This is a genomic window from Streptococcus saliviloxodontae, assembly GCF_016908655.1.
GTDB lineage: Bacteria > Bacillota > Bacilli > Lactobacillales > Streptococcaceae > Streptococcus > Streptococcus saliviloxodontae.
Genome location: NZ_JAFBEI010000011.1, coordinates 22460 through 36732, shown reverse-complemented (window position 1 = coordinate 36732; position 14273 = coordinate 22460). Strand labels below are relative to the sequence as shown.

Annotated in this window: 8 protein-coding genes; 7 read left to right on the top strand and 1 reads right to left on the bottom strand. The window is 39.9% G+C overall.

The genetic code is table 11. The annotated features are described in order from the left end of the window. Nucleotides 1-49: 49 nt before the first annotated feature. Together JOC31_RS03505 and nox are read left to right on the top strand one after the other, a co-directional pair. A complete protein-coding gene (locus JOC31_RS03505; protein WP_205016800.1) occupies nucleotides 50-4996 on the top strand; it encodes a glycoside hydrolase family 70 protein in 4947 nt (1648 codons plus the stop codon). A 219-nt stretch (nucleotides 4997-5215) separates the two neighbouring features. Further along, the gene (nox, locus tag JOC31_RS03500; protein ID WP_205016799.1) at nucleotides 5216-6589 is read left to right on the top strand and encodes a H2O-forming NADH oxidase; all 1374 of its coding nucleotides are present in this window, start codon (nucleotides 5216-5218) and stop codon (nucleotides 6587-6589) included. A gap of 201 nt (nucleotides 6590-6790) precedes the next feature. On the opposite strand, the gene JOC31_RS03495 is transcribed toward nox, so the two are convergent. Continuing rightward, nucleotides 6791-7780: an L-lactate dehydrogenase gene (locus tag JOC31_RS03495; RefSeq protein WP_205016798.1), complete on the bottom strand. Its 990-nt coding sequence runs from the start codon at nucleotides 7778-7780 to the stop codon at nucleotides 6791-6793. Nucleotides 7781-7939: 159 nt separating this feature from the next. On the opposite strand from JOC31_RS03495, the gene gyrA reads away from it, so the two are divergent. From gyrA to JOC31_RS03470, 5 genes are all read left to right on the top strand, one after another. Next, nucleotides 7940-10408 carry a DNA gyrase subunit A gene (gene gyrA, locus JOC31_RS03490; RefSeq protein ID WP_205016797.1) on the top strand — a complete coding sequence of 823 codons (2469 nt, stop codon included), beginning with the start codon at nucleotides 7940-7942 and terminating at the stop codon, nucleotides 10406-10408. Between the two features lie 15 nt (nucleotides 10409-10423). Further along, nucleotides 10424-11158: a class A sortase gene (locus JOC31_RS03485; RefSeq protein WP_205016796.1), complete on the top strand. Its 735-nt coding sequence runs from the start codon at nucleotides 10424-10426 to the stop codon at nucleotides 11156-11158. A gap of 54 nt (nucleotides 11159-11212) precedes the next feature. Continuing rightward, on the top strand, nucleotides 11213-11626 hold the full coding sequence (gene gloA2, locus JOC31_RS03480; RefSeq protein ID WP_205016795.1) for an SMU1112c/YaeR family gloxylase I-like metalloprotein: 414 nt from the start codon (nucleotides 11213-11215) through the stop codon (nucleotides 11624-11626). Nucleotides 11627-11778: 152 nt separating this feature from the next. Next, nucleotides 11779-12765, top strand: coding sequence for a DUF1002 domain-containing protein (locus JOC31_RS03475; RefSeq protein ID WP_205016794.1), 987 nt, complete (start codon nucleotides 11779-11781; stop codon nucleotides 12763-12765). 202 nt (nucleotides 12766-12967) lie between these two features. Further along, a complete protein-coding gene (locus tag JOC31_RS03470; protein ID WP_205016793.1) occupies nucleotides 12968-14224 on the top strand; it encodes an NRAMP family divalent metal transporter in 1257 nt (418 codons plus the stop codon). The last annotated feature ends 49 nt before the right edge of the window (nucleotides 14225-14273 follow it).

Below are 14273 nucleotides of genomic sequence, written 5' to 3'. Positions count from 1 at the left end.
ATGAAAGAGTTATAATAGTGCGAACATTTATTTAAGAGAGGGATTAAAAATGGAGAACAAGATTCATTTTAAAATGCGCAAAGTTAAGAAAAGATGGGTAACAGTTGCCGTTACAACAGCAGCTGTCCTATCTTCAGGTTTCATCAGCTCAGCATCAGCTGATGAGCAAGTTAGCCCTACGACAGAACCGGCAACAACTTCAACAACAACTGAAGTCGCTGAAAGTTCAGCTCAAACGAGCGAAGTAACTACTGCTGAAACAACAGTAGCTGCTGAAGCTACCGTTTCAGAAACAAGCCAAGCAACGACCTCTGAAGCTACTACCTCAGAAGTTGCAACATCTGAGGCTGCTACGTCAGAAGCTAACACAACAACTGTCTCTGAAACATCAGCAACAACTGAAGCAGAAGAAACAGTAACAACGACTGCAACCGAAGCGACTACAGTGGCTAAAGAAGAAACTGCTACAATTACTGATACAGCATCAGCAATCGCAAGTCTTTCAAATGTTAAACTCGTAGATGGTTCATACTATTACTATGATGAACTTGGTCAAGTTGTTAAGAATTTGACCGTGACAGTTGGCGATGTTACTCTGCACTTTGATTCAAAAACAGGTGCCCTCATCACTGACACTGCAAGCACTATCAAACTTTCAGATAGCACAAACAAAACTGCTTATACTGAAAATAATAGAGCTTACGATGCAACAGCAAGTAGCTTTGAAGTAGTTGATAACTACTTGACAGCTGACAGCTGGTACCGTCCAACATCAATTTTGAAAGATGGTAAAGAATGGGTTGCTTCAACAGACAGCGATTTCCGTCCTATCTTGATGGCATGGTGGCCTGACACAACAACTCAAGCTAACTATGTTAACTACATGAACAAAGAGTTGGGTATTACTGATACAACAACTTACACAGGTGAATCAAAAACAGTTAGCTTGACTGCAGCTGTTCAAGCTATTCAAGTGAAAATCGAGCAAGAAATCGTCGCTCGTCAAAGCACAGAATGGCTACGTAATGTGATTAACTCATTTGTAACAACTCAAGATCAATGGAATATCACATCAGAAATCAAAAATAAAGACCACTTACAAGGTGGAGCACTTCTTTATGTAAACAATGATAATACTGCCTGGGCAAACTCAGCTTACCGTTTACTTAACCGTACAGTAGCTAACCAAACTGGTACAATCAACCCTGCAGTCCTAGATAAAGCATCTGATCCAACAGATATCAGTGGCTATGACTTCTTGCTTGCCAATGACGTTGATACATCTAACCCAGTTGTTCAAGCAGAGCAACTTAACCAACTATACTACCTCATGAACTGGGGTACAATCGTTAAAGGTGACGATCAAGCTAACTTTGACGGTATCCGTGTTGACGCGGTAGATAACGTGGATGCTGATATGCTTCAACTTTACACTAAATTCCTCGAAGAGGTTTATGGTGTGAACGAAAGTGAAGCAAAAGCACTTGCCCACATCTCAATTCTTGAAGCATGGGGTTACAATGATAACCACTACAACGCTCAAAATAATGGTGCTGGTCTTGCAATGGAGAATAAAACACGTCTTGCCTTGCTTTACTCATTGACTAAACCAAAATCAGAGCGTACTGTAGCAGTTAGCCCAATCTACAACAACACTTTCAACGAAACAAACGAAGAAATCAAGACTGAGCAAATCAACTCAGACGGTACTGTAGCTAAAGATGCTGAAGGAAATACACTCTACTCTACAGTAGGTAAATTAAACACTGAGTACGGTGATGTTGATCCAACATATGTCTTCATCCGTGCCCACGATAACCAAGTGCAAGATTTCATCGCTAAAATCATCCAAGAGCAAATCAACCCTGAAACAGACGGTTACACATTTACCTTGGAAGAACTTGAACAAGCCTTCAAGATCTATAACGAAGACATGAACAGTGTTGAGAAGAAATACACACTTTACAACATTCCAGCAGCTTATGCTATCATGCTTTCAAACATGGAATCAATCACTCGTGTGTACTATGGTGACCTCTATACTGATAACGGTCAGTACATGGAAACTAAATCTCCATACTATGATGCCATCACAACACTCATGAAAAACCGTTACAAATATGTATCTGGTGGTCAAGCAATGCGTAGTAACTGGTTAGCAGGTGATTCATCAATTGCAGCTTATGCAGCAGCTAACCCATCTGATCTTTATGCTTCAACAGAGGTATTGACATCTGTTCGTTATGGTAAAGACATCATGACTGCTGATGACACAGAAGGTTCAGAATACAGCCGTACATCAGGTATGGTGACAATCGTATCAAACAACCCTAAATTATCACTTCACGAGTCAGCAAGTCTTCGTGTTGAAATGGGTCAAATCCACGCAAACCAAGCATACCGTCCATTGATTCTTGGTACTGTTGATGGAATTAAAACATTCGCTAGCGATGAAGAAGCAGCTTCATATGTTAAATATACTGATGCTAATGGTGTCTTGACATTTGGCGCAAATGATATTCACGGTTATGAAACTGTAGATATGAATGGTTTCGTAGCAGTATGGGTACCAGTTGGTGCAACAGATACTCAAGATATCCGTGTCGCAGCTTCAACAGAAGAAAAACCAGAAGGTAGCAAGACTAACGTTACAACAGAAGCTTACGATTCACAATTGATCTACGAAGGCTTCTCTAACTTCCAAGATTTCGTTAAAGATGAGTCACAATACACAAATAAAGTGATTGCTCAAAATGTTGACCTCTTCAAAGAGTGGGGAATCACATCATTTGAATTGGCACCTCAATTCGTATCTGCGACTGATGGTACTTTCTTGGATTCAATCATCCAAAATGGTTACGCCTTCACAGACCGTTACGATTTGGCTATGAGTAAGAACAACAAATACGGTTCATCAGAAGATCTTCAAAATGCCCTTAAAGCTCTTCACTCTGTTGGTATCCAAGTTATCGCTGACTGGGTTCCGGACCAAATCTATCAATTGCCAGGAAAAGAAGTTGTTACAGCAACACGTGTAAACAGCTACGGTGTAACAACTCCAGGTGCAGAAATCAACAACACTCGCTATGTTGCAAACAGCAAGTCATCTGGAACTGACTTCCAAGCTAAATATGGTGGTGAATTCCTTGCGATGTTGCAAGAGAAATACCCAGCAATCTTCCAAGAAATCATGGTTTCAACTGGTGAAACAATTGATGCTAGCGAATTGATTAAAGAATGGTCTGCTAAATACTTCAACGGAACTAACATCCTTGGACGTGGTGCAGGTTATGTTCTTAGCGATGGTGCTGGATCATACTTCTCAACATCAGCAGACAAAGCTTACCTTCCAGATCAATTGTCTGGTAAATCAAGCGAAATCGGCTTCAGTTATGATGGAACAGGATACAAATACACAACATTGAGTGGAGCAGTAGCACACAATGCATTCGTTACAGATGAAGGTGATCTTTACTACTTCGATGGTGAAGGTTACATGGTAACAGGTCTCCAAACTATTGATAACACTGTTTACTACTTCGCTGAAAACGGCAAAGCACTTCGTGATGGTGTTTACACTGACGAAGAAGGAAATGCTTACTACTTTGATAAGACAGGTAAACAATACACATCATCAGGATACACCCTTTTCGAAGACAAATGGCGTTACTTCTCAAATGGCGTTATGGCAACAGGTCTTACAACTATTGACGGCAACGTTCAATACTTCACTGCTGAAGGTTACCAAGTTAAAGGTGATGCTGTAGCTGGTAAAGATGGCCTAATTCGCTACTTTGACAAAGAATCAGGAAACCTTGTTTCAGGTCGTTTTGCTACAGATTCAAAAGGTAACTGGTATTACCTCAATGAAGAAGGGGTAGCTGTAACTGGATTCCAAACAATTAACGGTCAACACCTCTACTTCAACGAAGACGGTACTCAAATCAAGTCAGGTCCTGCAACAATCAATGGTAAACACTACAGCTTCGATGTGGATTCAGGTGAAATGTATATCAACCGCTTCAACGAAGATGAAAACCACAACTGGTTGTACTTCGGTGCTGACGGAGCAGCAGTAACAGGTCTTCAAACAATTGATAGCCAGTTGCTCTACTTCAACGAAGATGGCACACAAGTTAAAGGACAATTCCTTGTGGTTGATGGTGCAACATATTACTTCCAAGCAGATTCAGGAGCAGCAGTGAAAGGCTCATTTGCATCAGATGCTTCAGGCAACTGGTATTACTTCGATACTAACGGCAAAGCAGTAACAGGTCTTCAAACTATCAACGACCAAACTCTCTATTTCAACGAAGATGGCACACAAGTTAAAGGACAATTTGTCACAATCAACGGTGCAACTTACTACTTTGACGCTAAATCAGGCGAAATGGCTGTTAACACAACACTAACTGACGAAAATGGAAATAAATACACATTTAACTCTAAAGGTGTTGGCTCTCTTGTTAAGAGTGGTTTCGTAACTGTAGATGGAGCAACTTACTACTACACTAACGGTAGTGCCGTTAAGAATCGTTTCATCCAAAATAACGATACTAAAAAATGGTATTACTTTGATACTAACGGTAAAGCTGTAACAGGAACACAAGTTATCAACGGTGTGACATTGTACTTCTATGCTGATGGTACACAAGCTAAAGATGAGTTTGTAACAGGAACAGATGGTAAAATCCGTTACTACGATGCAAACTGGGGACAACTTGCTAAAAACAAATACGTTCAGAATGCAGAAACTGGAAAATGGTACTATTTCAATAGTACTGGAGTAGCAGTTACTGGTTACCAAACTATCAATAATGTTAAACAATACTTCCACGCTGATGGCACACAAGCTAAAGATGAGTTTATCGTCGAAAGCGATGGCACACTCCGTTATTTCGATGGTAACTGGGGACGTATGGCTACCAATACAACGAAAATTTATAATGGTAAGCGTGTTTACTTCAATTCAAACGGTGTCGGTGTTATCCGCTAAACCTGGTTATTTATCGACTATCGAGAATTGACTGATAACTATAAAAAGAGAATCAATACGATTCTCTTTTTATTATTCTTAATGAAAAATTTTCTGTAAGTCTGATGCACTGCAATTGATAGCGTAATGAAAACTTTTCAAATATAAGTCGTAATTGTTGTAAGCGTTTTTACATTGTGGTATAATGGAGAGGTAATAAATTTGAAAGTTGGAATAACTATGTCTAAAATCGTTGTTGTTGGTGCAAACCACGCAGGTACATCAAGTGTTAATACTATCCTTGATAACTATGGTTCAGAAAACGAAGTAGTTGTTTTTGACCAAAACTCAAATATCTCTTTCTTGGGATGTGGAATGGCTCTTTGGATTGGAAAACAGATCTCAGGCTCTGATGGTCTTTTCTATGCTAACAAAGAATTACTTGAGTCTAAAGGTGCTAAAGTTTACATGAACTCGCCAGTAACTGCTATCGATTACGATGCAAAAACTGTTACTGCACTTGTTGATGGCAAAGAACATGTAGAATCTTATGAAAAGCTTATCTTGGCGACAGGATCAACACCAATCCTACCTCCAATCGAAGGTGCAGCTATTAAAGAGGGTAGTCGTGAATTCGAAGCAACTCTTGATAATCTTCAATTTGTTAAACTGTTCCAAAATGCTGAGCAAGTGATTGAAAAATTACAAGATAAAACACAAAATCTTGAACGTATCGCTGTTGTCGGTGCTGGTTATATCGGTGTTGAGCTTGCAGAAGCCTTCAAACGCTTGAACAAAAAAGTAACACTTATCGATGTTGTTGACACATGTTTGGCTGGTTACTACGATCGTGACCTTTCAGATATGATGCGTCAAAACTTGGAAGATAACGGTATTGAGTTGGCATTTGGTGAAACTGTTAAAGCCATCGAGGGTGATGGTAAAGTTGAACGTATCGTGACTGACAAAGCAACACGTGATGTCGATATGGTTATCTTGGCTGTTGGTTTCCGTCCAAATACTGGTCTTGGAAATGGTCAATTGGAAACTTTCCGCAACGGTGCCTTCCTTGTTAACAAACAACAAGAAACATCAATCAAAGATGTTTATGCAATCGGTGACTGTGCGACTGTTTATGACAACTCAATTCAAGATGTTAACTACATTGCTCTTGCGTCAAATGCCCTTCGTTCAGGTATGGTCGCAGGACACAATGCAGCAGGTAATCCAGTGGAATCACTCGGCGTTCAAGGTTCAAACGGTATTTCAATCTTCGGTCTTAACATGGTATCGACTGGTTTAACTGAAGAAAAAGCAAAACGCTTTGGTTTCAATGCAGCAACAACTGAAATTACTGATCAACAAAAAGCAGGCTTCATGGAGCACGGTAACTTTGATGTCGCCCTTAAAATTGTTTACGATAAAGATACACGCGTTGTTTTAGGAGCGCAAATGGCAGCTCGTGAAGATATCTCAATGGGTATCCACATGTTCTCACTGGCTATTCAAGAAAAAGTGACGATTGATCGTTTGGCATTGCTCGACTTGTTCTTCTTGCCACACTTCAATCAACCACTTAGCTACATCGCTAAAGCAGCAATCGCAGCTGAATAGGATATTAGATAGTAAAAAGGTTAGACAAAAGTCTTACCTTTTTCTTTTTGTCCTAACAAGCGGAGGTAGTGGCGGATTGATATTTTTGTTATTAATTTCATAGAGGCATCAGGCCTGTACCAAAAGTAGTAGCGAACCAAAAAGAACTCCCAGTCTCTAGACTAGGAGTTCTTTTATCTGTAATAAACTTCAGTAACTAAATTAGTTTTTTGAAGCTTCTTGGAATTCAGAGTTTTTCCAAGCTTCGTCGATGATAGCTTTCAACTCATCAGCAGAAGCTTTCATTTTTTGTTGTTCAGCTTCGTTCAATGGGATGTTAACTGGACGAACGATACCGTGCGCACCGATAACGGCTGGTTGACCGATGAAGCAATCAGTAACGCCAGCATATTGACCTTCTTGGAATACTGAAAGTGGAAGTACTGCATTTTCATCATCAAGGATAGCTTTAGTGATACGAGCAAGAGCTACTGCGATACCGTAGTAAGTTGCACCTTTTTTGTTGATGATTGTGTAAGCAGCGTCACGAACACCTTCGAACAACTCAACAAGTTCTTCAGCGTTGAAGTTTTTAACGTCTTTAAGGTAGTCTTCAAGGTTAACACCGGCAACGTTAGCGTGTGACCAAACGGCAAATTCTGAGTCACCGTGTTCACCCATGATGTAAGCGTGAACTGAACGAGCATCTACGTCAAGTTTTTCTGCAAGAGCTTGACGGAAACGAGCTGAGTCAAGTGAAGTACCTGAACCGATAACGCGTTCTTTAGGGAAACCAGAGAATTTCCATGTAGAGTAAGTCAAAACGTCAACTGGGTTAGCTGCAACCAAGAAGATACCTTTGAATCCTGATTCAACAACTTGAGTAACGATTGATTTGTTGATTGCAAGGTTTTTACCAACAAGGTCAAGACGAGTTTCACCTGGTTTTTGTGGAGCACCAGCAGTGATAACGACCACATCAGCGTCTGCACAGTCAGCGTATTGTGCAGCGTAGATTTTTTTAGGTGAAGTGAAAGCTAGGGCGTGGCTAAGGTCAAGCGCATCACCAACAGCTTTTTCGTGAAGTTGAGGGATTTCAATGATACCAAGTTCTTGAGCGATTCCTTGAGTAACCAATGCGAAAGCGTAAGATGAACCTACGGCACCATCACCGACAAGGATAACTTTTTTGTGTTGTTTAGTTGCAGTCATGTCTAAACATCTCCTTAATTTTTTTTGGGACTAGCCCATACGATTCTTATTTTAGCACGTTTTGTTACACTTGTCACTAAGAAACTGTGTAAAATAGTGAAAAAATAGACAAGATATGCTATAATGTAAATGTTGAACTTCGATTAGAAAGAGAAAAAAATGGAAGATAAAAATTTAGTAGACGTTAATCTGACTAGTGAGATGAAGACAAGTTTCATCGATTATGCTATGAGTGTTATCGTAGCTCGTGCTCTTCCAGATGTACGAGATGGCTTGAAGCCGGTTCATAGACGTATCCTCTACGGAATGAACGAATTAGGTGTGACTCCAGACAAGCCTCATAAAAAATCAGCCCGTATCACTGGGGATGTCATGGGTAAATATCACCCTCATGGTGACTCATCAATTTACGAAGCGATGGTTCGTATGGCACAATGGTGGTCATACCGTCACATGCTAGTTGATGGTCATGGTAACTTTGGATCTATGGATGGAGACGGAGCAGCGGCTCAGCGTTATACTGAAGCTCGGATGAGTAAAATTGCGCTTGAAATGCTTCGTGATATCAATAAAAACACCGTTGATTTTCAAGATAACTATGATGGTAGCGAACGCGAGCCTTTGGTTTTACCAGCACGTTTTCCTAATCTCTTGGTGAATGGTGCAACTGGTATTGCGGTTGGTATGGCGACCAATATCCCTCCACATAATCTTGGTGAAACGATCGATGCTGTCAAATTGGTCATGGAAAATCCAGATGTCACTACACGTGATTTGATGGAGGTTCTGCCTGGTCCAGATTTCCCAACAGGGGCTCTGGTTATGGGAAAATCAGGTATTCATAGAGCTTACGATACCGGTAAAGGATCAATCGTTCTGCGTGCCCGTACAGAGATTGAGATGACCAAATCTGGTCGTGAACGTATTGTGGTGACGGAATTCCCTTACATGGTCAATAAGACCAAGGTACATGAACATATTGTTCGTTTAGCCCAAGAAAAACGTATCGAAGGTATCACAGCTGTTCGTGATGAATCTAGTCGTGAAGGTGTCCGTTTTGTTATCGAAGTACGTCGTGATGCTTCAGCTAATGTCATTTTAAATAACCTTTTCAAAATGACTAGTTTACAGACTAACTTTGGTTTCAATATGTTGGCTATTGAAAATGGTGTGCCTAAAATCCTATCCTTACGTCAAATTTTAGATAATTATATTGCTCACCAAAAAGAAGTTATCGTCCGTCGTACACGTTTTGACAAAGAAAAAGCTGAAGCACGCGCTCATATTTTGGAGGGCTTGTTAATTGCACTTGATCATTTGGATGAAGTGATCGCGATTATCCGTGGTAGTCAGACAGATGCAGAAGCGCAGGCTGAATTGATGTCACGCTTTGACCTATCAGAGCGTCAAAGTCAAGCTATCCTTGATATGCGTCTTCGTCGCTTGACAGGTTTGGAACGCGATAAAATTCAAGCAGAGTATGATGACTTGCTTAAATTGATTGCAGATTTGGCTGATATTTTAGCTAAACCAGAGCGTGTGGTAGCGATTATCAAAGAAGAACTTGATGAGATCAAACGTAAATACAACGATCCTCGTCGTACAGAACTTATGGTTGGTGAAGTTCTTTCTCTTGAAGATGAAGACTTGATTGAGGAAGAAAATGTGGTTATCACACTTTCTAACAAGGGCTATATTAAGCGTTTGGCTCAAGATGAATTTAGAGCCCAAAAACGTGGCGGACGCGGGGTACAAGGTACTGGTGTCAATGACGATGACTTTGTTCGTGAGTTGATTTCAACAAGCACTCATGACCCAATCTACTTCATGACTAATAAAGGCCGTGTTTATCGTTTGAAAGGCTATGAAATTCCTGAATATGGTAGAACTGCCAAGGGATTACCTGTGGTTAATCTATTGAAACTAGATGAAGGCGAAACCATCCAAACAATCATTAGTGGCAATTCACAAGAGGAGCAGGAGTCTTATCTCTTCTTCGTGACACGTCAAGGGATTGTCAAACGTACAAGAGACTCGGAGTTTAAAAATATTCGCCAAAACGGTTTGAGAGCAGTTAATCTGAAAGAGGGCGACGAATTGATTAATGTCATCCTTACCTCAGGAGAGCAGGATATTATTATCGGTACTAAATACGGCTACAGCGTGCGTTTCAATGAGACGGTTGTTCGTAGTATGAGCCGTATCGCGACCGGCGTAAAAGGCCTTACACTTCGTGAGGGTGATGAGGTTATCGGAGCATCAGCTATTTCAGACGACCAAGAAGTTCTCATTCTGACTGAGAAAGGTTATGGTAAGAAAACACCGGCTACGGAATACCCAACAAAAGGTCGTGGCGGTAAAGGTATCAAAACAGCTAATATCACTTCTAAAAATGGAAATTTAGCTGGTTTAGTTACTGTATCAGGCGACGAAGATATCATGGTTATTACTGATACGGGTGTTATTATTCGAACAGACGTTGCCAACATTTCTCAAACAGGTCGTGCAACGCAAGGGGTGAAGGTGATGCGTCTTGATGATGAGGCGAAAATTGTGACCTTTACACTAATCGAAAATGAATCAGATGGAATTGACGAGAACCAGGCATCTGAAACATCCAATGAATAGGTTCTTTTTAGAAAAATGAAAAAATCAAATAAAATTGGTCATATTATTAGAACAAGTATTTTTGTACTACTGATCTTAGTTGGCTTAGCTTTGGTCTTTAACAAATCTATCCGAAATACCTTAATCTCATGGAATACAAATAAGTATCAAGTTTCCCATGTTTCTAAGAAGACGATTGCTAAGAATCAGTCAGCAGATGTTTCTTATAATTTTGATGAAGTGAAGTCTATTTCAACGGAATCAGTCCTGTCTGCTCAAATGGACGCCCAACAGCTACCAGTTGTGGGAGGTATTGCTATTCCTGATGTTGGGATCAATCTCCCTATCTTTAAAGGTTTAGGAAATACAGAGTTGACCTATGGCGCAGGGACAATGAAAGAAGGGCAAGTTATGGGTGGCGAAAATAACTACGCTCTTGCTAGCCATCATGTTTTTGGTTTGACGGGTTCATCATCAATGCTCTTTTCACCACTGGATCGTGCTAAGACAGGGATGAAGATTTATTTGACAGATAAAAATAAGATTTATACCTATGTCATTTCGAGTGTTGAGATTGTTGAACCGACAGCTGTTGCCGTTATCGATGACACACCTGGTCAAAAAGAGGTGACCTTGGTGACTTGTACAGATGCTGAAGCAACTCAACGGACGATTGTTAAAGGAACCTTTGAATCTGAAATTGATTTTGATCAAGCGTCAGAAGATATCACAAAAGCCTTTAACACAAGTTATAATCAAATTGTTTTGTAAGCAGAAATAAGGTTGAGGTTGTTCCCTCAGCCTTATTCCTTTAGGAGGAAAAAGATGAAATTAGAAGCAGTTCACCATGTTGCTATTATTGTGTCTGATTACGATAAATCACGAGATTTTTATGTGAATCAATTAGGATTTGAGGTTATCAGAGAAAATCACCGTCCTGACAGACATGATTACAAATTGGATCTAAGATGCGGCGATTTAGAGCTTGAGATTTTCGGAAACAAACTGACTGATTCAGCTTATCAGGCTCCACCGAAACGTATCGGCAGACCGGAGTATTCGCAAGAAGCCTGTGGGTTAAGGCATCTTGCTTTTAGAGTGCAACATATTGAAAATTATGTTGCAAGATTAAAAGAGTTGAACATACCAGTAGAACCTATTCGTCAAGATAGTTTTACTGGTGAGAAGATGACCTTCTTTTTTGATCCTGATGGGCTTCCTTTGGAGTTGCATGAATAAGGACTTTAAGGCCATCCAGATGAGCCGTGAGAGATGTTTTGTTAGAAATAGTCTGGACTAAGAGTTTTTAATAGCAACGTGATATAATAGAAGTGAGATTTCTAAAGGATCAGTTAGGATATAAAACTTATCTGTTTTAGAAAGGACAATTTATGACAGTGAAAAAGTATGTTATTGCTGGGATGCTTCTTCTTGCTTCCTTTGCCTTATCAACCAGAGTTTTTGCATCATCTGATGTTCAAAAGGTGATCGATGAAACCTATGTTCAGCCAGATTACGTTTTGGGCTATTCCTTATCAAGTGATCAACAAACAGAAACACTTAATTTGTTGCATTACGACAGTAGTCAGGATACCCAGATCAAAATCCTTAATACTTCAGACTATGCCTCTATTATGAATGTGGCTGATGATAGCAGCTTGCAATTGTACTCATCCGTTAAGATAAAGAAACTAGGTAGTAAAGAGGTGCTAACAGTCAATATCGTCACTCCTAATAATATTACCAAGGTAACCGAGGATATGTATCGCAATGCTGCGGTGACATTGGGTATTGAGCATGCCGAAATAACAGTAGCTTCCCCAATCGCAGTTACAGGGGAGTCTGCTCTAGCTGGAATTTACTATTCATTAGAGCAGAGCGGAGCAACAGTATCAGATGAAGCGAAATCTTTGGCTCAGAGTGAGTTATCAACATTATCAGATATTAATGCTGAAAATACAGGTAAAACAGGATATGACGCTGATAAGTTGAACGTCGCCTTGACTGACATTAAGGCAGCTGTTGCTGATAAAGGAAGTAGCTTGACGCAAGATCAAGCCCAAACCATCGTTGAAGAAACGCTCGATAACTATCAACTGAAGGATGTGTTGACCAGCAATCAGATTACTCTGATTGTGAACTTTGCCTTGAACCTTTCAAAAAGTTCTATCATTAAAGATAGCAATTTCACGAAAACCTTGACGTCATTGAAAGACTCTATTGTTTCTAAGGCAGGCTCGACGTTTTCAAATATCAATGTTAATTTCAACGCCACTCAAGCCTTGACAAAGGGAGGAAACTTCTTAACCAATCTTTGGAATAAAATTGTGACCTTCTTTCAACAATTAACTCATCAAGCGATCCTTTCTTTGGATTGATATGACATGAGAGTAACTTCTATATGACTAAAAAATAGCGATGATATTTTCAAAAGAAATCCCTATCGCTATTTTTATTTTGGGAGGAATTAAAACGTTTACATAAGTATGTGGTATTGACAGTATTGTCTGAAATTGTATAATAATAACATAAAATTTTTGAAAAATCTGAAAATTGAAAGTTTGAAAGGAGTGTTTTAAGATGACTCAACCTCAGTCAACATCGACTTGGAAGACAAAATTCAAGGCGATGGGTCCTGGTATTCTCATGGCTTCCGCAGCCGTAGGAGGATCTCACATCGTATCCTCTACGCAAGCAGGTGCAATCTACGGATGGCAACTTGCTCTGTTAGTTCTATTAATCAATTTATTCAAGTATCCGTTTTTCCGATTCGGTTCTCAGTACACTGCCGAAAATGGTAAAAACCTTATCGAAGGTTATGCAGAAAAGGGAAGATTTTACCTGATTATTTATTTTGTCTTAAATATCTTCTCAGCCATTGTCAATACTGCTGGTGTTGGTATTTTATGTGCTGCAATTGTAGCTAACTTCTTCCCTAATAGTTTAAGCATCAATACGGCTCAATTAACAACTATTATCATCGTGATTATCTGGGGGATGCTTCTTATTGGAGGCTACCGTTTCTTAGATGGTTTGTCTAAGTGGATCATGACTGCCTTAACGATTGCGACAGTAGGAGCGGTTGTCATCGCCTTGTTCCAACACCGTGAGTATGCTCCAAACTTCGTGGTAACTTCTCCATGGCAAATGGCTGCGCTTCCTTTCCTTGTTTCACTCATGGGATGGATGCCAGCACCTATTGAAATTTCTACTATCAACTCATTGTGGTCAGTTGAAAAGCGTAAAACTGTTTCATTTAATGAAGCAGATGCCTTGTTTGATTTCAACGTTGGTTATGTAGGAACTGCCATTTTAGCATTCTTCTTCTTAGCTCTAGGTGCCTTGATTCAATATGGTAATGGTGAACAGGTTCAGAGTGCTTCAGCGGCTTATATCGCTCAATTTGTATCAATGTATGTGGCTGCATTTGGTTCTTGGGCAAAACCATTTATTACTTTTATTGCCTTCCTCTGTATTTTTGGAACAGTTATTACAGTTATTGATGGTTATTCACGCGCCAACAACGAAGCGCTCCGCTTATTGAGAGGTCAAAAAGAAGCGTCTGGTAAGGCTCTAACTGTATGGATGACATTGACTTCAGTGTTAGGATTAGTTATCGTCTATGCTTTTGCTGGTCAAGTAGCGACAATGCTTCGCTTTGCGATGATTGCATCATTTATCACGACACCATTCTTTGCCTACCTCAACTATAGCCTTGTTAACAATGATAAACATCAAGTGACTGGCTGGTTGAAATGGTTATCAATTATCGGATTGACTTACTTATTCGGTTTTGCGATATTCTTCGTCGTCGCTTGGTTGACAGGAAACGTTTAATTACAACAATGTTTTAGGTTCTCGTGATGAAAAATGACGAGGACCTTTT